General features: G+C 70.4%; 20 protein-coding genes. 7 read left to right on the top strand and 13 right to left on the bottom strand.

Annotated elements, in window-relative coordinates; translation table 11 throughout:
- The first annotated feature begins 4 nt into the window (after positions 1–4).
- On the top strand, positions 5–865 hold the full coding sequence (panC, locus tag VQ03_RS10055) for a pantoate--beta-alanine ligase (RefSeq protein WP_048450740.1): 861 nt from the start codon (positions 5–7) through the stop codon (positions 863–865).
- Between the two features lie 24 nt (positions 866–889).
- Here panC and dapD read toward each other — a convergent pair whose 3' ends face one another.
- The 3 genes from dapD to VQ03_RS10040 all read right to left on the bottom strand — a co-directional run bounded on the left by dapD (position 890) and on the right by VQ03_RS10040 (position 3,942).
- Positions 890–1,735, bottom strand: a complete 846-nt coding sequence (dapD, locus tag VQ03_RS10050) for a 2,3,4,5-tetrahydropyridine-2,6-dicarboxylate N-succinyltransferase (RefSeq protein ID WP_048450739.1) — start codon at positions 1,733–1,735, stop codon at positions 890–892.
- Positions 1,736–1,795: 60 nt separating this feature from the next.
- Complete coding sequence (locus tag VQ03_RS10045; RefSeq protein WP_048450738.1) at positions 1,796–2,248, bottom strand: Crp/Fnr family transcriptional regulator; 453 nt, start codon at positions 2,246–2,248, stop codon at positions 1,796–1,798.
- 170 nt (positions 2,249–2,418) lie between these two features.
- Complete coding sequence (locus VQ03_RS10040) at positions 2,419–3,942, bottom strand: sensor domain-containing diguanylate cyclase (RefSeq protein WP_048450737.1); 1,524 nt, start codon at positions 3,940–3,942, stop codon at positions 2,419–2,421.
- A gap of 212 nt (positions 3,943–4,154) precedes the next feature.
- Here VQ03_RS10040 and VQ03_RS10035 point away from each other — a divergent pair, with 212 nt between their 5' ends.
- A complete protein-coding gene (locus VQ03_RS10035; protein ID WP_425350051.1) occupies positions 4,155–5,243 on the top strand; it encodes an alanine racemase in 1,089 nt (362 codons plus the stop codon).
- A gap of 30 nt (positions 5,244–5,273) precedes the next feature.
- Here VQ03_RS10035 and VQ03_RS10030 read toward each other — a convergent pair whose 3' ends face one another.
- Positions 5,274–5,960, bottom strand: coding sequence for a response regulator transcription factor (locus tag VQ03_RS10030; RefSeq protein WP_048450735.1), 687 nt, complete (start codon positions 5,958–5,960; stop codon positions 5,274–5,276).
- A gap of 154 nt (positions 5,961–6,114) precedes the next feature.
- Positions 6,115–6,777 (bottom strand): 3'-5' exonuclease, encoded by a 663-nt coding sequence (locus VQ03_RS10025; protein WP_048450734.1) that lies wholly within the window; start codon positions 6,775–6,777, stop codon positions 6,115–6,117.
- 110 nt (positions 6,778–6,887) lie between these two features.
- On the opposite strand from VQ03_RS10025, the gene VQ03_RS10020 reads away from it, so the two are divergent.
- Entirely contained in the window at positions 6,888–7,421 is a 534-nt protein-coding gene (locus VQ03_RS10020; protein ID WP_048450733.1) for a L,D-transpeptidase family protein, read from the top strand.
- A gap of 174 nt (positions 7,422–7,595) precedes the next feature.
- Positions 7,596–7,796 carry a hypothetical protein gene (locus VQ03_RS10015; protein ID WP_048434578.1) on the top strand — a complete coding sequence of 67 codons (201 nt, stop codon included), beginning with the start codon at positions 7,596–7,598 and terminating at the stop codon, positions 7,794–7,796.
- 18 nt (positions 7,797–7,814) lie between these two features.
- Here VQ03_RS10015 and VQ03_RS10010 read toward each other — a convergent pair whose 3' ends face one another.
- Positions 7,815–8,498, bottom strand: coding sequence for a YggS family pyridoxal phosphate-dependent enzyme (locus tag VQ03_RS10010; protein WP_048450732.1), 684 nt, complete (start codon positions 8,496–8,498; stop codon positions 7,815–7,817).
- A 183-nt stretch (positions 8,499–8,681) separates the two neighbouring features.
- Here VQ03_RS10010 and leuS point away from each other — a divergent pair, with 183 nt between their 5' ends.
- The 3 genes from leuS to holA all read left to right on the top strand — a co-directional run bounded on the left by leuS (position 8,682) and on the right by holA (position 13,122).
- Positions 8,682–11,273 (top strand): leucine--tRNA ligase, encoded by a 2,592-nt coding sequence (leuS, locus tag VQ03_RS10005; protein ID WP_048450731.1) that lies wholly within the window; start codon positions 8,682–8,684, stop codon positions 11,271–11,273.
- Positions 11,274–11,529: 256 nt separating this feature from the next.
- Positions 11,530–12,066 carry an LPS assembly lipoprotein LptE gene (locus VQ03_RS10000; protein ID WP_048450730.1) on the top strand — a complete coding sequence of 179 codons (537 nt, stop codon included), beginning with the start codon at positions 11,530–11,532 and terminating at the stop codon, positions 12,064–12,066.
- Between the two features lie 27 nt (positions 12,067–12,093).
- Positions 12,094–13,122: a DNA polymerase III subunit delta gene (gene holA, locus VQ03_RS09995; protein WP_048450729.1), complete on the top strand. Its 1,029-nt coding sequence runs from the start codon at positions 12,094–12,096 to the stop codon at positions 13,120–13,122.
- Between the two features lie 55 nt (positions 13,123–13,177).
- Here the strand turns inward: holA and VQ03_RS09990 are convergent, their stop codons facing one another.
- From VQ03_RS09990 to VQ03_RS09960, 7 genes are all read right to left on the bottom strand, one after another.
- Complete coding sequence (locus VQ03_RS09990) at positions 13,178–14,065, bottom strand: ParB/RepB/Spo0J family partition protein (protein WP_048450728.1); 888 nt, start codon at positions 14,063–14,065, stop codon at positions 13,178–13,180.
- A 35-nt stretch (positions 14,066–14,100) separates the two neighbouring features.
- Entirely contained in the window at positions 14,101–14,949 is an 849-nt protein-coding gene (locus VQ03_RS09985) for a ParA family protein (protein WP_048450727.1), read from the bottom strand.
- Complete coding sequence (gene rsmG, locus VQ03_RS09980) at positions 14,946–15,587, bottom strand: 16S rRNA (guanine(527)-N(7))-methyltransferase RsmG (protein ID WP_048450726.1); 642 nt, start codon at positions 15,585–15,587, stop codon at positions 14,946–14,948. The genes VQ03_RS09985 and rsmG overlap by 4 nt, the downstream gene beginning before the upstream one ends.
- On the bottom strand, positions 15,584–17,467 hold the full coding sequence (mnmG, locus tag VQ03_RS09975; protein ID WP_048450725.1) for a tRNA uridine-5-carboxymethylaminomethyl(34) synthesis enzyme MnmG: 1,884 nt from the start codon (positions 17,465–17,467) through the stop codon (positions 15,584–15,586). The genes rsmG and mnmG overlap by 4 nt, the downstream gene beginning before the upstream one ends.
- 85 nt (positions 17,468–17,552) lie before the next feature.
- Complete coding sequence (gene mnmE, locus VQ03_RS09970) at positions 17,553–18,866, bottom strand: tRNA uridine-5-carboxymethylaminomethyl(34) synthesis GTPase MnmE (protein WP_048450724.1); 1,314 nt, start codon at positions 18,864–18,866, stop codon at positions 17,553–17,555.
- A gap of 549 nt (positions 18,867–19,415) precedes the next feature.
- The gene (rho, locus tag VQ03_RS09965) at positions 19,416–20,729 is read right to left on the bottom strand and encodes a transcription termination factor Rho (protein WP_048450723.1); all 1,314 of its coding nucleotides are present in this window, start codon (positions 20,727–20,729) and stop codon (positions 19,416–19,418) included.
- Between the two features lie 593 nt (positions 20,730–21,322).
- The coding region (locus tag VQ03_RS09960) for a Smr/MutS family protein (protein WP_048450741.1) at positions 21,323–21,784 on the bottom strand (462 nt) is incomplete at its 5' end.

Below are 21,784 nucleotides of genomic sequence, written 5' to 3'. Positions count from 1 at the left end.
GACCTTGCCCCCCTCCCCTCCCATCCCCGTCCTCCGGCTGACCGACGTCGCCGCCCTGCGGGCGCAGGTGCGGGCCTGGCGGGCGGGCGGCGAGGGCGTGGCCCTGGTGCCGACCATGGGGGCGCTGCATGAGGGGCATCTGTCCCTGGTGCGGCAGGCGCAGGCGAACTGCCGGCGGGTTGTGGTCAGCATCTTCGTCAACCCGACGCAGTTCGGTCCGAACGAGGATTTTTCGCGCTACCCGCGGGTCCTGGACGCCGACCTCGCCCTCCTCGCCGCGGTCGGGGCCGACGCCGCCTTCCTGCCCGACGTGGCGACCATGTACCCGCCCGGCTTCTCCACCACCGTGACGGTGGCGGGACTGACGGAGGTCCTGTGCGGCCCCCTTCGCCCCGGGCATTTCGCCGGCGTCGCCACCGTGGTGACGAAGCTGCTGCTGCAATGCCTGCCCGACCGGGCGATCTTCGGCGAGAAGGACTTCCAGCAGCTCCAGGTGATCCGGCGCGCCGCCCGCGACCTCGACATCCCGGTCGCGATCGAGGGCGCGCCGACCCTGCGCGAGCCCGACGGCCTCGCGCTGTCGTCGCGCAACCGCTACCTCTCGGACGAGGAGCGGCGGACGGCGCCCGCCCTGCATGCCGTGCTGCAACGGGTGGCCGAGGCCGTGCGCGGCGGAGGCGCGACGGCGCCCGCCCTGGCGGAGGGCCGGGGGCTCCTCGCGGCGGCCGGGTTCGCGCCGGTGCAGTACCTGTCGGTGAACGATGCCGACACCCTGGCGCCGCTCGAGCGGGTCGAGGGTCCGGCCCGGGTGCTGGCGGCCGCCTGTCTCGGCCGCACGCGCCTCATCGACAACGTCGCGGTCTGAAGGGACCGCGACGCCGGGAACCGTTCAGTCCCGCAGGAGCTCGTTGATGCCGGTCTTGGCCCGGGTGCCGGCATCGACGCGCTTGACGATGACGGCGCAGTAGAGCGACGGGCCGGGGGTGCCATCCGGCAGCGCCTTGCCGGGTTGCGTGCCCGACACCACCACCGAGTAGGGCGGCACGCGGCCGTAAGAGACCTCGCCGGTGGCCCGGTCGATGATCTTGGTCGAGGCGCCGATATAGACGCCCATCGAGAGCACGCTGCCCTCGCCGACGATCACGCCCTCGGCCACCTCGGCGCGGGCGCCGATGAAGCAATTGTCCTCGATGATGACCGGGTTGGCCTGGAGCGGCTCGAGCACGCCGGCGATGCCGGCGCCGCCGGAGATGTGGCAGTTCTTGCCGACCTGGGCGCAGGAGCCGATCGTGGCCCAGGTGTCGACCATCGTGCCCTCGCCGACATAGGCGCCGAGATTGACGAAGGACGGCATCAGCACCGCGCCCGGGGCGATGTGGGCGCCCCGGCGCACCACGGCGCCCGGCACCGCCCGGAAGCCCGCGGCGCGGAAGCGCGCGGCGTCCCAGCCCTCGAACTTCGACGGCACCTTGTCCCACCAGCCGCCGTTGCCGGGGCCGCCCGGGATCAGCGACATGTCGTTGAGGCGGAACGAGAGCAGCACCGCCTTCTTGAGCCACTGGTTGACGTGCCAGTCGTCGTTGCCGGACTTCTCGGCGACCCGGGCCTCGCCGGAATCGAGCAGCGCCAGGGCGGCCTCGACCGCCTCGCGCACCTGTCCGCGCGTGTCGGCGCCGACGCCCGCGCGGTCCTCCCAGGCGGCTTCGATGGTCCGGGCGAGATCGGCGTGCGACATGGGAAGGCGTCCAGGCGGAAGAGAATGGGCGTCCCCTCTACCAAAGCCCCTGCCGTGCTGTCACGTCGGGTCGGCGGCCCGGCTGTCGGCAAAGGCGCGGGTCAGGGCGACGAGCTCGTCGGCGAGCGCGTCGTGGATCACCGCGGCAGCGTCCGGAAACACTTCGAGCATCCGGCGCATCACCGCCTGGGTGACGACCATGACCTCGACCGGGCCGTCGCCGGCCCGCGCGGTGGTCGGCCGTTCCAGGGGAAAGAACAGGGCAGCCTGGCCGATCAGCGCCGAGGGACCGGCCTCGACCGGGGCACCGCGGGGGGAGCGGGGCTCCAGCACCACCGTGCCTCGGGTCACCACGAAGCCGCCCTCGGCGGTCTCGCCCCGGGCGAACAGCACGGCGCCCGGCTCGAGCCGGCGGCGCTCGGCCGCGAACGAGATCAGCCGCAGGGCATCCCGGTTCATCAGGCCGAACAGCGGCGCCGCCTCTAGAATCGCGATGTCGTCGTCGAGCGCCAACGGCCTCGCTCTCCCCTGCCGCGCCCACGCGGTCCGCCTCGCCGGCGCCGCCTGAATCGCCCGGGCGGCTCGGCCAAGCTCTAGAGCATTTCCGGCCGGGATGGACACCGGTTCGTCGCAGAAAATGCGGCGGGCGCGACACCGCCTGCCGGCCCTGCCCCCCGGCGGGCTCAGGCGATCCGCGCTCCTTCCGCGCTGCCCGGCCGGACCATCACGCGGTTGCGCCCCTGGCGCTTGGCTTCGTAGAGCGCCGCGTCGGCGGCCGAGAAGGCCTGCCCGGCCGTCTCGTCCCGGAAAACCTCCGCGACCCCGAGGCTCAACGTCACGATGCCGCCCCCGTTGCCGATATGCGGGATCCGCAGGCGCGCCAGCGCCCGGCGGATGCACTCGGCCCGGGCGGCGGCGTCCGGGCCGGAGATGCCCGGCAGCAGCACGGCGAATTCCTCGCCGCCGATCCGGCAGGCGCTCTCCTCCGGCTCCCGGACCTGGCGCTGAAGCACCCGGGCGACGGCGCGCAGCACCTCGTCGCCCGCGAGGTGCCCGTAGGTGTCGTTGTAGCGCTTGAACCGGTCGGCATCGAGGAGGAGGAGGGACAAGGGCGCGCCGGTGCGCACCGCCTCGCCGCGCGCACGCGCGAAGGCCTCGTCGAACTGGCGCCGGTTCGGCAGCCCGGTGAGCCCGTCGGTATGGGCGAGGCGGGCGAGGTCGCGGTTGGCCGCGAGCGCCCGCTCCTCGGCCTTGCCGCGCCGCTCGAGCTCGCGCTGCAACGCCAGGGTCAGCCCGATCATGCCGCCGCACAGGACCATCACCAGACCGACGATCGCCATGGCCTTCGGCCGCCACAGGGCCGCGATCACCGTCGTCGGCACCCCCACCGTGGCGATGAGGGAATGGTCGCCGATCCGGCCGTAGCTGATCAGGACCTCGGCGGGATCGATGTGGCTGACCGCGACGAACTGTCCCGAGCGATGTTCGAGGTAGCGCGGGAAATGCGCGGCCGTCGTCAGGCTCTGGCCGATGACGCTCTCCCGCCTCGGGGTGCGGACGAGAAGCTCGCCGCTCTCGCGGAAGACGGCGATGCGGCTCTGGTCGCCGAGGCTGAAATGGCTGAACAGCGCGTCGAAATAGCCGATGTCGATCGTGCCGACGACGACGCCGGCAAAGGCCCCGTCGGCATAGGTGAGGCGCCGGCTGAGCGGGATCACCCAGCGTCCGTCCGGTGCCATCCTGAGCGGCTTGCCGATATAGAGCCCGGCATCCTCCCGCTCCTTGTGGATCCGGAAGAAATCCGCGTCGGGAAAGCGCAACGGACGCGGGACCTCCGCCGTCGAATCGGCGAAGGCGGCGCCTTGCGGGTCGAGGGCGAGGATCGCCCCCAGCCCGGTCGCGCTGGCGGCCCGGTCGAACAGCACTAGCTGGCGCAGGCTCGGGGCGAGGCCATCGACCTCCGGGTTGCGCAGGCCCTCGACGACGGCCTGGAGCGACAGGTCGTAGAGCTCGACGTTGCGGTCGACCAAGTGCTCGACCGATTCCAGCAGGTTCCGCGACACATGGCCGACTTGGTCCCAGGCACTGCGGCGCATCTGCATGATCATCAGGCCGGAGGTCGCTCCGATCACCAGGGTGGCGGCGACGATGGATGCGGCCAGCGTGCGGGACGCGGCCGATGGTCGCCTGCGGGGTCCGGGGTGCATCGACGCTCCGTTGCGCGGTGCCAGGGATCCTCACGCTTTAGAAGCGGAAGTCTAAGATTGGGTTGCGGGCCCATAGGGCACGTCTGCCCTAGGGGCAAGGGGGCGGCGTGCCCGATTTTCGGCTACGATCCGGGGCGGAGTCGATCCGCAGGAGGGACCACGATGCGCCTCAACATGATTCCGGACAGGGCCGACGGGAACGCGCCGCGATGATCGCCCCCGCGCTCCGCGAGGAGATCGCCCGCCGCTACGGCACGCCGGCGGTCGTCGTCGACCTCGACCGGGTGGCCCGCAACATCGCCCGGCTCCAGGCCGCCTGCGATGCGGCCGGCCTCGCCAACCGCCCGCACATCAAGACCCACAAGAGCCCGGTCCTCGCCCGGATGCAGATCGAGGCCGGGGCGCGCGGCGTCACCTGCCAGAAGATCGGCGAGGCCGAGGTGATGGCCCGGGCCGGGATCGACGACATCCTGGTGAGCTACAACCTGATCGGCCCGCACGCGGTCGGGCGCCTCGGCCGGCTCCTGCGCGAGAGCCCCGCCCGGATCACCGTCGCGGCCGACAACCCGGTGACGGTGGCGGGCCTGCCCGAGGCCGCGCAAGCGGGCGGGCGGAGTCTCGACGTGGTGGTGGAATGCGACACCGGCCGCAAGCGCGCCGGCGTCGAGACCCCGGGCGAGGCGGTGGCGCTCGCCCGCGACATCGCGGGGCGGCCCGGCCTCGCCTTCGCGGGCCTGCTGATGTACCCGCCGGCCGGCGGCGTCGCCGAGGCTCAACGCTTCCTCGACCAGGCGAAAGCCGGGCTGGCCGAGCACGGCCTGCATGCCCGCATCGTCTCGACCGGCGGCACGCCGAACCTGCCGGAGCTGGGCCAAGTCCACGGCGCCACCGAGCACCGGGCCGGCACCGTGATCTTCAACGACCGCATGATGATGGCGGCGGGCGTCGCGACGCTGGACGATTGCGCGCTCGCGGTGCTCTCCCGGGTGGTGAGCCGGGCAGGCCCCGAACGCGGCATCCTGGATGCCGGCTCGAAGACGCTCACCAGCGATTCCGGCGGCGGCCTCGACGGCTTCGGGCTGATGCCCGATCATCCGGGCGCCCGCATCCAGGCCTTCGCCGAGGAGCACGGCTTCCTGGACCTCTCGGCCTGCGCCGAGCGGCCGCCGGTCGGCACCCTGGTCGAGGTGGTGCCCAATCACGTCTGCGTCGTCGTCAACATGGTCGACGCGCTGGTGACGGTGCGGGACGGGGCGATCGTCGGCACGCTGCCCGTGGAGGCGCGGGGGCTGATCGCGTGAGGGCCGGCGCCCGGCCGGCGGCCGGGCGCGTTACGGCAGCAGCTTGTACCCGCCCCCCTCGGTCACCAGGATCGAGGCGGTGGCGGGGTTCGGCTCGATCTTCTGGCGCAGGCGATAGATATGGGTCTCGAGGGTGTGGGTGGTGACCTGCGCGTTGTAGCCCCACACCTCGGCGAGCAGCGTGTCGCGCCCCACCACCTGCCGTCCGGCGCGGTAGAGGAAGCGCAGGATCGCGGTCTCCTTCTCGGTGAGCTTGAGCTTCGAGCCGCGCTCGCCGACGAGGAGCTTGGCACCCGGGCGGAAGGTGTAGGGGCCGATCTGGAACACCGCGTCCTCGCTCGCCTCGTACTGGCGCAGCTGGGCGCGGATGCGCGCGAGCAGCACCGCGAGCTTGAACGGCTTCGTCACGTAGTCGTTGGCGCCCGCATCCAGCCCCTGCACGGTGTCGGAATCCGAGGTCTGGCCGGTCAGCATGATCACCGGGCCGCGAAAGCCGCCCTGGCGCATCTGCCGCACCGCCTCCCGCCCGTCGAGATCGGGCAGGCCGACATCCATCACCACGAGGTCGACCCGCTCGGCCGCGACCCGCTCCATCGCCGCGCGCGCGGTCTCGGCCGTCACCACCTCGAAGGCGTCCGAGAGGGCGAGCTGCTCGGTCAGGGTGTCGCGCAGGGTCGGATCGTCGTCGACGACGAGCAGGCGGTGGGCGTTCGACATCGAACCGACACTCTCGAGGAAGGCGGGCGCGGGTCGCGCCGCCGGCCGGCGCTGCGATCCCGGACGGACCGCAGCCTGGCAGCATGGAGGGGCAGAGTAGCGGAGCGTCCCGCCGCGGCAAGGGCCGCGCCCCGGCCTGTCCACGGCGCCGGCCTTACGGCCGTCGCGGCAGCGGGCCTTCCGGGCAGGGCGGCGGGACGCGCAGGTTGCTGGGCGGGGCGAGGCGAGGGCGCGCCACCGCCACCGGGCAGGCCTGGAGCCAGAGATAGGCCCGGAGCGCCAGCCAGGCATCCTCCAGCGCGCCGTGGCGGGCGCCCACCCGGGCGATGCCGATGCGCCGGCACACCGCGTCGAGGGCGGCCCGGCCCTTCTCGCCCCGGCGGCGATAGGCCTCCATGGTGCAGTAGACCTTGGCGGATACCGGCGGCAGCCCGGCTGCGGCGAGTTCCCGGTTGAGGAAGCCGAGATCGAAGGCGGCGTTGTGGGCCACGATCAGGTCGGCCCCCGCGAGCAGGTCGGCCAGAGTTCCCGCATGTGCGCCGGCCGGGTCCTGGTGGCGCAGGAGCCAGTCGTCGTAGCCGTGCACCGCCTCGGCCATCGGGTGGCTCGCCCGGCCGGGATCGAAGATCAGGTGGTGGCAGGCGAGATCCGGCCGGCCGGCGGCGAGGGACGCGGTGGTGAGCGCCACGGCGCCGAAACTCACCACCCGGTCGGTCTCGGCCAGCCCCGTCGTCTCGACATCGACCGCGATGAGGCGCGGCGGCAGCCAGCCGAGCCAGTCCGGCGCGGGCTCGGGAGCGGAGGTCGGCTCGGGCATAGTGGTCGCAACGGTTCGAATGCGGGGGGCTCGCGCCATTCTCCGCCGGACGGGACGCCCTGTCACGCTCCCCTCGACGGCTCCGGAGCCGGCACCGTAAGACAGGACTCATGAAGCGCACCACCCTCCCGCATCTGCGGGTCCGCCCGAATCCCCTCGACCGCCGCCGCGGCACGCTGATCGCCGGCCCGGTCCTGATTCCCTGCGCCCTCGGCAAGGGCGGCCAGACGCGCCGGAAGCGCGAGGGCGACGGCGCCTCGCCCCGCGGCGTGTTTCGCCTGCGCGGCGGCTTCTACCGTCCGGACCGGCTCGCGATGCGGCCCGCGACCCCCCTCCCCTTGCGCCGCATCCGCCCGGACGACGGCTGGTGCGACGACCCCCGCGACCGGCGCTACAACCGCCCCATTCCCCTGCCCGCCGCAGGCGTCAGCGCCGAGCGGCTCTGGCGCGACGACGGGCTCTACGATCTCGTGATCGATCTCGACTACAACCGCGGCCCGATCCGTCCCGGCCGCGGCAGCGCGATCTTCCTGCACGTCGCCCGCCCGGGATTCCGGCCGACCGAGGGCTGCGTCGCGCTCCGCCGCCCAGACCTGATCCGGCTGCTGCGCCGCCTCGGCCCCGGCACCCGCCTCACGATCTGAAGAGCGATGTTCTCCGAAATCCCGGGTATTTCGAAACAAATTTCTCGATGAGGCATGCTGCGCAGCACAACGACATCTTTCAAATTGGTAACGCTGCCACACTCGCGCGCCGTGAAAACATCCTGTAGGGTCCGGCTGCCACACAAAAGCCTTATCGGACGCAGGGAGAGACGCATGCTCGACGCCTACACCGCGACCGAGATCGTTCGGGCCCGACAGATCCATGCGGCGGAGGGCGCACGCGGCACCCTCTGGGACAGCTCGGCCCGCTATCGCGACGGATTGCCGAATTCCCCCGTTCTGCTCACGGACGAGGATCGCGTCCGCTTCCTGGAGCAGGCGCGGGAGGAAATCCGCTGCCTGCACGCGAATTGACGCCTTGACGCGCGCGCGTCAGCCTTTCGGCTGGCGCGCCCCGAAGATCGCGCTGCCGACCCGCACATGGGTCGCCCCCATCTGGATGGCGGCCGGGTAATCGGCGCTCATTCCCATCGACAGGACCGACAGGGCGTGGCGGCGAGCGATCGCCGCCAGCAGGCCGAAATGCGCCGAAGGCGGATCCTCCGCCGGCGGGATGCACATCAGCCCCGAGACCGTGAGGCCATGCGTCTCGCGGCACTCGGCCAGGAACGCGTCGACTGCGCCCGGCGCCACCCCGCCCTTCTGCGGCTCCTCGCCGGTATTGACCTGAACCAGCAGGGTCGGATGCCGGCCGCTGCGCTGGATCTCCTTCGCCAGGGCGGCGGCGAGGGACGTCCGGTCGAGGGTGTGGATCACGTCGAACAGTTCCACCGCCTCGCGGGCCTTGTTCGATTGGAGCGGGCCGATCAGGTGCAACTCGGCGTCGGGATACGCCTCGCGCAAGGCCGGCCACTTGGACTTGGCTTCCTGGACGTAGTTTTCACCGAAGAGACGCTGGCCCGCCGCGAGGGCCGGCTGGATCCCCTCGGCGGGAATCGTCTTCGACACGGCGATGAGCGCGACGCCCGCCGGATCGCGCTCGCCATCATGCGCGGCGCGGGCGATCTCGTCCCGCACCTCGGCCAGGTTCGCGACGACGGTCTGCGGGTCGATCATGACCGGTTTCCTTTCCGGCGGCGCGCCGCCCGTCCTTGATTGTTGACCCTCGGGACCAAACCGTGTCCTAGTCCGCCGGCGCCGCGCCGAGCAAGCTCAACCGTTTGCGGCCGTGACGTTTTCCCTTCATCCCTGCCGCCGGTGCTCTCGGCGCCGGCGCCGACCGGTCGCAAAGACGCCGCCATGGCCGAACGTTACAACGCGAAGGATTCCGAGCCCCACTGGCAGCAGGTGTGGGCCGAGCGGGAGATTTTTCGCACCCGCAACGACGATCCGCGCCCGAAATACTACGTGCTGGAGATGTTCCCCTACCCGTCGGGGCGCATCCATATGGGCCACGTGCGCAATTACGCGATGGGTGACGTCGTGGCCCGCTACAAGCGCGCCAAGGGCTTCAACGTCCTGCACCCGATGGGCTGGGACGCCTTCGGCCTTCCGGCCGAGAACGCCGCGATGCAGAACAAGGTCAACCCCCGGGATTGGACCTACGCCAACATCGCGACGATGCGGGCGCAGCTGCAATCGATGGGCCTGTCGCTGGACTGGAGCCGCGAGATCGCGACCTGCGATCCCGATTACTACAAGCACCAGCAGCGGATGTTCCTGGACTTCCTCAAGGCCGGGCTGGTCTCGCGCCGTACCGCGAAGGTGAACTGGGATCCCGTCGACCACACCGTGCTTGCCAACGAGCAGGTGATCGACGGGCGCGGCTGGCGCTCCGGCGCGCTCGTCGAGCAGCGCGAGCTGACCCAGTGGTTCTTCAAGATCACCGATTTCGCCCAGGATCTCGACGACCGGCTCGACACGCTGGAGCGTTGGCCGGAGAAGGTCCGGCTGATGCAGCGCAACTGGATCGGCCGCTCGGAAGGGCTGGAGCTGCGCTTCGCCCTCGAGAGCGCGCCCGAGGGCGCGGCACGCGAAGTCACGGTCTACACGACGCGCCCCGACACGCTGTTCGGCGCCAAGTTCCTGGCGGTTGCCGCCGACCATCCCCTCGCCGCCGCGGTGGCGAAGGATGACCCGGCGCTGCAGGACTTCATCGCCGAGTGCCGGCGCATGGGGACTGCGCAGGCCGCGATCGACACCGCGGAGAAGCTCGGCTTCGACACGGGCTTACGGGTGCGCCACCCCCTCGACCCTTCCTGGACCCTGCCGGTCTACGTCGCGAATTTCGTGCTGATGGAATACGGCACCGGGGCGGTGTTCGGCTGCCCGGCGCACGACCAGCGCGACCTCGACTTCGCCAACAAGTACGATCTCGGCAACACCCCCGTCGTCTGCCCGCCGGACCAGGACCCGGCCGCCTTCGTGATCACCGACACCGCCTATGACGGCGACGGCCGGATGATCAACTCGCGCTTCCTCGATGGGATGAGCACCGACGAGGCGTTCAAGACCGTCGCCGACCGCCTGGAGGCCGAGACCCTCGACGGCGCCTCGGTCGGCAAGCGCCGGGTCCAGTTCCGCCTGCGCGACTGGGGCGTCTCGCGCCAGCGCTACTGGGGCTGCCCGATCCCGGTGATCCATTGCGAATCCTGCGGCGTCGTGCCGGTCCCGGTCGCGGACCTGCCGGTGCGCCTGCCGGAGGAGGTGTCGTTCGACGTGCCGGGTAACCCGCTGGAGCGGGATACGGCCTGGCGCAACGTGCCGTGCCCGTCTTGCGGCGCGCCGGCCCGGCGCGAGACCGACACGATGGACACCTTCGTCGATTCGTCCTGGTACTTCGCCCGCTTCACCGCGCCCTGGCTGGAGGACGCACCGACCGACAAGGCGGTTGCCGACCACTGGCTGCCCGTCGACCAGTATATCGGCGGCATCGAGCACGCGATCCTGCACCTGCTCTATTCCCGCTTCTTCATGCGGGCGATGCGCCAGACCGGCTGGGCCGGGCTCGACGAGCCCTTTGCCGGCCTGTTCACGCAGGGGATGGTCGTCCACGAGACCTATCGCGATGAGGCCGGTGCCTGGGTGCAGCCGGTCGACGTCAAGGTCGTGACCGAGGATGGCGCCCGCAAAGCGTTTCACGTGAAAACCGACGCGCCGATCGCCATCGGGGCGATCGAGAAGATGTCGAAGTCGAAGAAGAACGTCGTCGACCCCGACGACATCATCGCCTCCTACGGCGCCGACACCGCTCGCTGGTTCATGCTCTCCGACTCGCCGCCGGAGCGCGACGTGATCTGGACCGAGGACGGCGTGCAGGGAGCCTCGCGCTTCGTGCAGCGCGTCTGGCGCATGGTGAGCGAAGTCGCCGAGGGTGGCATTGCGACGGCGGGCGCCGGCAGTGAGACCGCGCTGAAAGCGGCGCACAAGGCGCTCGCAGCGGTCGGCGACGACATCGAGCGCCTGCGCTTCAACCGCTGCGTCGCGCATATCTACGAGCTGGCGAACAGCTTGCAGGAGGCGGTCAACGCCGAGCGCGGCCACGCCCCCTCCCCTGCTCTGCGGGAAGCGACGCTGATCCTGGTGCAGCTCATCGCCCCGATGATGCCGCACCTCGCCGAGACCTGCTGGACGGCGCTCAAGCAGGACGGCCTGGTAGCGGAAGCGGCCTGGCCAGCGGTCCGTCACGACCTCCTGGTCGAGGACAGCGTGACGCTGCCGGTGCAGATCAACGGTCGCAAGCGCGCCGATGTCACCGTGCCGCGTGACGCCGACCAGGCCGCCGTCCAGGCCGCGGTGCTCGCCCTCGAGGCGGTGCAGCGGGCCCTGGAGGGCAAGCCGCCCCGCAAGGTGATCGTGGTGCCGCTGCGCATCGTCAACATCGTGGTCTGAACGACCACGCCTTCCGTTGAGGTCAGGGCTCGACGATCGCAGGATCGCCGGGCCCTTCCTTTATCCGCGACATCCCCGATTTCCCGCCCACGACTCAGGCACGGCCCCGCTGTCGCCGCAGAGACTCTTTAGATCCCCTCCCCTATTCTGAGGCGGGCCGGACGCGCCCGAAAGGTGTCCCTTGGCAGAACCTCGACGCCACGGTAACGGCGTCAGCGTAGCGGTAACGAAGTCGATGGCGGCAGGACGGACCTTCATGGCAGGCAGCACGGCGAAGACGACGCGGAACCTCACTCTCGTCGCCACCCTGGCGCTCGGCCTCTCGGCCTGCTTCCGGCCGCTCTACGGACCGACCGCCTCCGGCGCCCCCTTGAGCGCCGTGCTCGCCTCGATCCAGGTCGAGCCGGCCAGGACCGCACAGGGGCAGGAGCGCCTCGGCCATTACCTGCGCAGCGAGCTGGTCTTCGACCTCGACGGGTCGGGCACGCCGGCGGAGAAGAAGTACCGCCTGACCCTCATCGCGAGCGAGTCGGTGCAGACGCCGATCGTCAGCTCGGTCACCGGCCGGGCCGAGTCGGCGACGCTCGTCGGCACCGCATCCTACAAGGTCCAGACCCTCGCCGGCGATCGGACCATTACCGAAGGCGTCGCCCAGGGCACCGCCACCTACGACCGCTCGGCCCAGCGTTTCGCCAGCCTGCGCGCCGCCCGCGACGCCGAGATCCGGCTGGCCAAGCTCCTGTCCGACCAGATCAAGACCCGCGTTGCCGCGATCTTGGCGACCCAGCCCTGAGCCCGTCATGATTGCCGGAGGCGTTTCGTGACCGCCGTCAAGGCCGGCGAGGTCGAAGGGCTGCTGCGCCGTGGCCCCGACCCTCGCATCGCCGTGATCCTGGTCTATGGCCCGGATACCGGCCTCGTCGCCGAGCGTGCCCGCCTGCTCGCCGAGAAGGCCGTCGATGATCCCGCCGATCCTTTCGCGCTGGTCAAGCTCGACGGCGACGTGTTGGCGAGCGATCCCGGCCGTCTCGTCGACGAAGCCGGTACGGTAGGGCTGTTCGGTGGAAAGCGCGCGGTCTGGGTTCGGCCCGGCAGCCGCAACTATGCACCGGCGGTGGAGGCCGCCTTGAAGCAGGACGGCGCCGACACGCGGATCGTGGTCGAGGCCGGCGACCTTGCCAAATCGGCGCCACTCCGCGTCGTCTGCGAGCGCTCGCCCCGGGCATTGGCCATTCCCTGCTACCCGGACGATCTCGGCACCCTCGCCGACCTGATCGAGCGCACCTTGCGGGCCGACTCGTTACGCATCACGCGAGAGGCCCGCGATCTCTTGGCCAGCAGCCTCGGCGGCGACCGGCGCGCGAGTCTCGGCGAGATCGAGAAGCTGGCGCTCTATGCCCGCGGCCAGGGCGAGGTCGGCATCGACGACGTCGAGGCGATCGGCAGCGACGTCTCGGGATCGATGCTCAACGCCTTGATCGACGCTGCCTTCGCGGGGCGCGTCTCCGAGACCGAGCGCAGCTACCGCCGCTTCCAGATCGAGGGCATGGACGCCTCAGTGATGCTGGGGGGCGCCCTGCGCCATGCGCTCACGCTCCTCGCCACGCGCCTCGACGGTGACGGCAAGAGCCCGAGTGCGATGGTGGCGGGCTGGCGCGGCCTGCATTTCCGCCGCCAGAAGATCGTCGAGACGCAGCTCGCCCGCTGGAGCCCGGCCTCGTTGCGCCGGGCGGTGTCGCTGCTGCAGGACGCGGTGCTCGGAGCCCGCCGGGCCGGCGGCGACTTCTCGCACGCCATCGCCGCCGACCTGTTCCTGAGGCTCGCCAGCCAGGCGGCGCGGCGGGGCTGACGAGCCCCCCTGCCCTGCTCCGGGAGGCCGGGCCGCGGTCCGGCCTCTCCGGCCATCACATCTCCAGGCGCCGGCACAGCCCGTCGAGCTGATCGAGGCTGGCGTAGCGCAGGCGCACCTCCCCGCCCGCTCCCTTGGCCTCGATCGACACCACGACCCCCAGGGCGTCCTCCAAGCGCCGTTCGAGGGCGCGCGTATCGGCATCCTTCTCCAACGCCGCCTTGCGCGGGCGACCGGGGCGCGGGCCGGTGCCCGTCTGCTCACCGGCGGCCAAGGCCTCGACCTCGCGCACCGTCATGCCATCCTCGATCACCCGGCGAGCGACGCCCTCCGGATCCTTGACGGCGAGGAGCGCCCGCGCGTGGCCCGCCGTGAGCGTGCCCGCGATGACGTGCTCCTGCACGCCGGGCGGCAATTGCAGCAGGCGCAGGGTGTTGGCGAGGTGGCTGCGGCTCTTGCCGATGATCTCCGCAAGCTCGGTCTGGGTGTAGCGGAACTCGCTCATCAGCCGCTCGTAGCCCGCTGCCTCCTCGATGGCGTTGAGGTCGGCACGCTGGACGTTCTCCAGGATCGCGTATTCGAGCGAGGTCCGATCGTCGATCTCGACCGTGACGACCGGCACGTCGTGCAGGCCTGCCCGCTGTGCCGCCCGCCAGCGCCGCTCACCGGCCACGATCTCGAACGCGTCCGGCACGTTGGCGAGCGCCCGGACCACGATCGGCTGGATCACTCCGCGGGTGCGGATCGAGGCCGACAGTTCCTCGAGCTCGGTCTCGGCGAAGTAGCGGCGCGGGTTACGCGGGTTCGGTCGCAGGAACTCGATCGGCACACGCCGCTGGCCAGCCTTCGGCTTCTCGGGCGCCGCAGGAGCCTCCTCGCCGAAGTCACCGATCAGCGCCGCGAGGCCCCGCCCGAGGCGCGGCCGCGCTCCCTCCTCCGCCATACCCTTCATCCTCTCATCGACTCCGTTACGCTGGTTCAGGCGGCGGCCGGAAGACGGCCTTCCCGTTGGATGACCTCGGAGGCGAGCCGCAGATAGGCCTGCGAGCCCGCACATTTGAGGTCGTAGAGCAGCACCGGCTTGCCGTGGGACGGCGCCTCGGAGACGCGCACGTTGCGGGGGATCATGGTCTCGTAGACCTTGTCGCCCATGAACTCGCGCACGTCGGCCACCACCTGGGCCGACAGATTGTTGCGCGGGTCGAACATCGTCAGCACCACGCCCTGGATCGCCAGACGCGGATTGAGGGCGCTCTTCACCTGCTCCACGGTGCGCAGGAGCTGGCTCAAGCCCTCCAGGGCAAAGAACTCGCATTGCAGCGGCACCAGGACCGCGTGCGCCGCTGCGAGGGCATTGAGGGTGAGCAGGTTGAGCGAGGGCGGACAGTCGATCAGCACGTAGGTGAAGCGCTGGTCATCCGGAACATCGCCGAGATCGAGGGGTTCCAGCGCCCGGCGCAGACGCTGCGCGCGGTCCGGCGCGCTCGCCATCGCCATCTCGAGGCCGAGAAGGTCCATCGTGGACGGGATCAGCGACAGGCGCGGCACGGCAGTCACCTGTACCGCTTCGGCCAGGGCCGCCTCTCCGGCGAGCACGTCATAGGTCGAGAGGCGGCGCTGCCGCCGATCGATACCGAGACCCGTCGAGGCGTTGCCCTGCGGGTCGAGATCGACGATCAGCACGTGCTCGCCGATCGCCGCGAGCGCGGTGCCGAGATTGATCGCCGTCGTAGTCTTGCCGACGCCGCCCTTCTGGTTGGCAAGCGCGATGATGCGCAGGGGCCGCGGGCTGCCGCTCGCCTGCGCCTCGGGGGTTTCCGCGATCATGGGAGAAGGCCGCTCACGCTGGAGACGCGAACGATTCTGGCATCAGAATCGGTCCGGCTCGGGATCAGATCCACGTCAAATCTCCACCTTTCCTCCGCCTCGGTCAATTCGGTTAAGACATCACGCCCTTTCGGAAAAAGTCCGGTGGCGCTGTTTTTCAACAGCGGCTCGGTCCAGGTGAGCAGCTGCGAGAGCGGTGCGAGGGCCCGGGCGGTGACGATCTGCGAATCAGTAAAGCTGTCGATCACCGTCTCGATGCGGGCGACGTGGATTTTGGCCGGCGCGCCGGTCAGCCGCGCCGTCTCCTGCAGGAAGGCGCCCTTGCGGCCGTTGCTCTCGACGAGATCGACGTGGAAACCCGGCCGTTCGCGGCCGGCGATCGCCAGGATCAAACCCGGAATTCCTGCACCGCTGCCGAGGTCGAGCCACCGCGTCGCCTCGGGTGCGAGGGCCAGGAGCTGGAGCGAATCAGCGATGTGGCGAGTCCAGACCTCGGCGAGGGTCGAGGGACCGACGAGGTTCTTGATCGATTGCCAGCGGGTGAGCTGGGCGACGTAGAGGTCGAGGGACGCCGCTGTTTCACGTGAAACGCCGGCTTCACGCAACACGGAGTCGCGGCCGAGAGGAGCCTTGGTCATTCGGCCGGAACCTGAGCGGCTGCGCCGCGGCGCGCGTGGGCGGCGAGCAGGGTGAGGGCGGCGGGCGTCACGCCTTCGATGCGAGCAGCCTGGCCGAGAGTGAGTGGCCGGACCTTGTCGAGCTTCAGGCGCAACTCGTTCGAGAGACCGGCGATGCTGCCGTAATCGAGCAAGGCCGGAAGCGCCACGGATTCGTCGCGCCGAAAGGCCGCGATGTCGGCACGCTGCCGGTCGAGATAGACTGCATAGGTCGCGTCCGTGCAGAGCCGGTCGGCGAGGGCAAGGGAGATCGCCCTCAGTTGCGGCCACACGGCGGCGAGACGGTCCCAGGAGATCTCCGGATAGGACAGGAGCTGGAACGCCGAGCGGCGGATGCCGTCGCGGTTGAGTGCAATGCCGTGCCGCTGCGCTTCCGTCGGCGTGAGGCTGAGATCGTCCAGCATCCGGCGCGCGCCGTGCAACGCCTCGCGGCGGGCGGCATCATGCCGTGCGCGCGCGGAGGACACGCAACCGAGGGAGAGGCCACGGCCGGTCAGGCGCTCGTCGGCATTGTCGACCCGCAGGCTGAGCCGGTATTCCGAGCGGGAGGTGAACATGCGGTAGGGCTCGCTGACCCCATGGGTCACGAGGTCGTCGATCATCACGCCGATATAGGACTCGGCCCGGTCGAACACCGCGAGTTCGGCCGCACCGGCGAGACGAGCCGCATTGATCCCCGCCACTAGGCCCTGTCCAGCCGCTTCCTCGTAGCCGGTGGTTCCGTTGATCTGGCCGGCCAGGAAGAGGCCGGTGATGCGGCGGGTCTGGAGCGTCGGGTCGAGTTCGCGCGGATCGACGTAATCGTACTCGATCGCGTAGCCGGGGCGCAGGATCACCGCATGCTCACAGCCCGGCAGCAGGCGGACGATGCCGTGCTGCACGTCCTCGGGGAGGGAGGTGGAAATCCCGTTCGGGTAGACCGTTGGGTCGTCGAGCCCCTCCGGTTCGAGAAAGATCTGATGCCCGTCGCGGTCGCCGAAGCGCACCACCTTGTCTTCGATCGACGGGCAATAACGGGGGCCACGGCTGGTGATGCCGCCGGAATACATCGCCGACCGGTGAAGGTTGGCGCGGATCAGGTCGTGCACCGCCGGGCCCGTCCGGGTGACCCCGCACTCGATCTGGGGCGTGGTAATGCGCTCGGTCAGGGTCGAGAACGGGACCGGCTCGTCGTCGGCAGCCTGCTTGTCGATGCCGTGCCAATCGATGGTACGGCCATCGAGGCGGGGCGGCGTGCCGGTCTTCAGGCGCCCGAGGGTGAAGCCGTGCCGGTCGAGGGTCGCCGACAGGCCCAGCGCCGGGCCTTCACCGATCCGGCCAGCCGGAATCGTGACGTCGCCGATATGGATCAGCCCGCGCAGGAAGGTCCCGGTCGTGAGCACCACGGCGCGGCAGGGGAGGGCACGGCCATCGGCCAGCACCGCGCCGGTGACCCGGCCATTGATGACTCCGAGATCCGCGACCTCACCCTCGATGATCGTCAGATTGGGTGTCTCGCTCAGGAAGGCCTGCATGGCCCGAGCATAGAGCTTGCGGTCGGCCTGGCTGCGCGGCCCGCGTACGGCCGGCCCCTTGCGGCGGTTGAGCAGGCGAAACTGGATCCCTGCGCGATCCGCCACCCGGCCCATCAAGCCGTCGAGGGCATCGACCTCGCGCACGAGGTGGCCTTTGCCGAGGCCGCCAATAGCAGGATTGCAGGACATCGCCCCGAGCGTGTCGCGGCGATGGGTGACGAGGGCGGTGCGGGCACCGTAGCGCGCGGCGGCCGCGGCCGCCTCGGCGCCTGCGTGCCCGCCGCCGACGACGATCACGTCGAAGGTGGGAGAATCGTCAGAGAGCATGAGGTGATTAGGCAGCGGCCGGCAGCGGCGTCAATCACGCTCTCGGCTCGGCCGGCGTTTCACGTGAAAACATGCGGGACCGAGCCTATTTGCCGATGCAGAAGCTGCTGAAGAGGCGATCCAGCAGCTCGTCGACCCCAACCCGACCGGCCACTTCGCCGAGGGCCCGGACCGCAAGACGCAGATCCTCCGCCACCAGCTCCGCCGGCAGCGCAGCGCCGTGAGTGGCCGCACGGTCGAGGTGGTGAAGGCAGCGCTCGAGAGCGAGCCTCTGCCGCTCACGAGTGACAAGGGCGTCGCCGCTGCCGAGGGAGGACCCCGCCATGTGCTCGATCTCGGCGAGCAGCCGGTCGAGGCCCTCGCCCGTCCGTGCCGAGATCAGGATCTCGCCATCGGAGACCGAGCGCGACACGTCACCCTTGGTCGCGACCACGCGCAAGGGGCCTGACAGGGGAGGGGGACCCTCGCCGCCGGGCTCGCGCAACCACAGCACCAAGTCGGCTTGATCGATGCGGCGGCGGCTCCGCGCCACGCCTTCCACTTCGATCGCGTCGGCGCTGTCGCGCAGACCCGCTGTATCCACCAGCAGGACCGGCAGGCCGCCGAGGTCGCAGCGCACCTCGATCGCGTCCCTCGTCGTCCCAGGGACCTCCGAGACGATCGCGACGTCACGCCGGGCGAGTGCGTTCAGGAGGCTCGACTTGCCCGCGTTGGGGGCGCCGGCAAGCACCACCGTGAAGCCGTCCCGCAGGCGCTCACCCCGGCGACCATCGGCGAGGGCAGCCCGGATCGCCTCGCGCACCCCGGCGGCGACAGCGCGCCCTGACGCGGTCAAGGCTTCATCGTCGACATCGCCCTCATCGGCGAAATCGAGCGCCGCCTCGGTCCCGGCGAGCACATCGAGGAGGGCAGCCCGCCAGCCTTCGACGGCCCGACCAAGGGCACCGTCGAGCTGGCGCACGGCCTGGCGCCGCTGCGCCTCGGTTTCGGCATCGATCAGGTCGGCCAGCCCTTCGACGGCAGTCAGGTCCATGCGGCCGTTGAGGAAGGCGCGGCGGGTGAAAGCGCCGGGCTCAGCCGGCGCGAGTCCCGGAATCCGGCCGAGGCTGCCCAGGACCGCCGCCCGCACCGCCGGGCCGCCATGGAGGTGCAGTTCCACCATATCCTCGCCGGTGGCGGTGCCGGGGCCGGGTAGCCAGGCGACCAGGGCGTGATCCAGCAGTTCGCCGGTCGCGGGCTCGCGAAGAACGCGCAGCGACAGCCGCCGCACCGGCGGCAGCCCGGCCCGGATCAGGGCCACGAGGGCCGGTCCCGCCTGCGGACCGCTGATCCGCACGACCGCAACGGCAGTGCGGCCATAGCCCGTGGCGGGAGCGAAGATAGTGTCGGAGGGGAGCATGGAATGGTGTCGCGGGGCAGGGGACAGGGCCGGGGTTCGGAGCCAGGGAAGGCATCACGGCGCCGTGGCTAGCACGATCCGGCGGTACTGCCGATCCGGGTTGAGGTTGCTCCGGCCGATGGTCGACGCCTGAACATCCGGGGCAGAGGATCGGGGAGGCAGCGCTCCCGCACCTCATTGTGCATCGCTCGCGAAAGAGCTCGGCCCATGCTCGATCTGCGCGGTGATCTCGATCGCAGAAGCACCCCGGCTGGCCGATGCGCAACGGCCGCCGGGCCTCAAGGATGGCCCCATCAAGCCTCGGCGATCCCAGGAGATCTTCCTCGGGGCTCCCCATGGCCGCAATCTAGCATGAGGTCGGGGATTGAGCGCCGAGCATCCCAGCGAGCGAAAATGGAGGCGTCGGTCCGCGTCGCGTGATCATCGGCGAGACGGGACGATGCCGGGACGACCCCTCCGCCCGGGTCTTTCGCGCTCTGCCTGAAATGAGAACGGCGCCCCTTTCGGAGCGCCGCGGGAAGGCTCGGCTGACTGCGACAGCGGGCCGGATCAGGTGTTCATCGAGTCGAAGAAGTCGCTGTTGCTCTTGGTCTGGCGCAGCTTGTCGAGCAGGAACTCGATCGCGTCGGTGACGCCCATCGGGTTGAGGATGCGGCGCAGCACGTAGGTCTTCTTGAGCGAGTCCGGCGGGACCAGCAACTCCTCCTTGCGGGTACCGGAGCGGGTGATGTCGATCGCCGGGAAGATGCGCTTGTCGGAGACCTTGCGGTCCAGGATGATCTCGGAGTTGCCGGTGCCCTTGAACTCCTCGAAGATCACCTCGTCCATCCGCGAGCCGGTATCGATCAGCGCGGTGGCGATGATGGTGAGGGAGCCGCCCTCCTCGATGTTGCGGGCGGCGCCGAAGAAGCGCTTCGGCCGCTGCAGGGCGTTGGCGTCGACACCGCCGGTCAGCACCTTGCCGGAGGACGGCACCACGGTGTTGTAGGCGCGGCCCAGCCGGGTGATCGAGTCGAGGAGGATGACCACGTCGCGGCCATGCTCGACCAGGCGCTTGGCCTTCTCGATCACCATCTCGGCGACCTGGACGTGGCGGGTCGCCGGCTCGTCGAAGGTCGAGGCGATCACCTCGCCCTTCACCGAGCGCTGCATGTCGGTGACCTCTTCCGGCCGCTCGTCGATGAGCAGGACGATGAGGTAGCACTCGGGATGGTTCAGGGTGATCGACTGGGCGATGTTCTGCATCAGCACCGTCTTGCCGGTGCGCGGCGGCGCCACGATCAGGGCGCGCTGGCCCTTGCCGATCGGCGCGACGATGTCGATGATCCGGGGCGAGAAATCCTTGCGGGTCGGCTCCGACAGTTCGAGCTTGAAGCGCTGCGTGGGAAATAGCGGCGTCAGGTTGTCGAAGTGGACCTTGTGCTTGATCTTGTCCGGGTTCTCGAAATTGATGGTGTTGACCTTGAGCAGCGCGAAGTAGCGCTCGCCGTCCTTCGGGCCGCGGATCGGGCCCTCGACGGTGTCGCCGGTGCGCAGGCCGAAGCGGCGGATCTGCGTCGGCGAGATGTAGATGTCGTCCGGGCCCGGCAGGTAGTTCGAGTCGGAGGAGCGCAGGAAGCCGAAGCCGTCCTGCAGCACCTCGACGGTGCCGGCACCGATGATCTCGACGTCCTTGGCAGCGAGCTGCTTCAGGATCGCGAACATCAATTCCTGCTTGCGCATGGTCGAGGCGTTCTCGACCTCGACCTCCTCGGCGAAGGTCAGGAGCTCGGTCGGCGTCTTGGACTTGAGATCCTGCAGCTTCACCTCGCGCATGGCGGGAGCGGCCGGGGTCTCGATCGGGGCGAGAGTATCTTCGATCATGGGATATCAGGGTGCGGGGGCGAAGCAGGGAAGCGTCATGTCAGGACAAGTCCGGCCGCCGCAGGGCGCGGCGTTGAGCGGGAGCAACGGGGTGGCCGAGAGAGGCACCGGTCGCGAAGTCGTCGCCTGATTGTCCCGGAGGTCGCGAGGAGGAGCCGGGCGGCTCTGGATGCGACGTGACGTGACGATGGAGGAGGGAACGACTTTATGTAACGGGTCCTCGTCGTCGACTCAAGTCCCCAGAGGGGAAAAGTGGGGCGAGGCGCGGTGCGGCGTTGTCGGGAGAGCGGCGAGCCCGAGGCCGATGCTCCGGCCGCGCCCAAAGCACTTCCGAACTATCGATGCAGTCATCACTGCGGGCATTAACATTTGGAAGCTTCGCCCTCGAAGACACAACCTGTGATCATCGCCGTGACGGTCGAGCCCATGCAACGTTCAGGCATTTTCGACCTGTTCGGGCAGCAGACCACAGTATCCCGTAACCGTGACATCGCGGGCGGACCGGCAGCCTCGTGCGGATCGCCCGGCGATGCTCCGGGTCTTCGAGGCCGCCGCCTCGTCGTCGACGGACCAATCTCCGCGTCGCCGATGCTCTAGCGCCGGCGCAGGCGAATATAGAGCGCGCCGCCGCCGCCGTGGTGATGGGCGGCCTCCTCGAAGCCGAGAACGAGCGGACGCAGTTCCGGCAGGCGCAGCCAATGCGGCACGCTGCGGCGCAGCACGCCGCGCTCGGCATACGGATCGCCGCTCCCCCCCTTTCCGGTGACGACCAGCACCACCGCGTGGCCGGAGGCCCGGGAGCGGTGCAGGAAACCGATCAGGGCGGCATGCGCCTCGGCTTGGCGCATCCCGTGCAGATCGATCGAGGCATCGACGCTGCGAGAGCCGCGGCGCAGGCCGGTGCGCACCCGCCGCTCGAGGGGCGCGAGCGGCGGCAGCGCCGGCACGGGGGGAGGCGGGGTCGGCGCCGGGCTCTTCGAGATGCTGCGCGGGGCCGGCCGGGCGGGCCGCAGCATCGGGACCGGCGGTGCCGGCGCCGGCGCGGGCTCTGGCGG

The sequence above is a fragment of the Methylobacterium tarhaniae genome (genome assembly GCF_001043955.1).
Classification (GTDB): Bacteria; Pseudomonadota; Alphaproteobacteria; order Rhizobiales; family Beijerinckiaceae; genus Methylobacterium; species Methylobacterium tarhaniae.
This window is presented reverse-complemented; position numbering and strand designations above follow the sequence as displayed.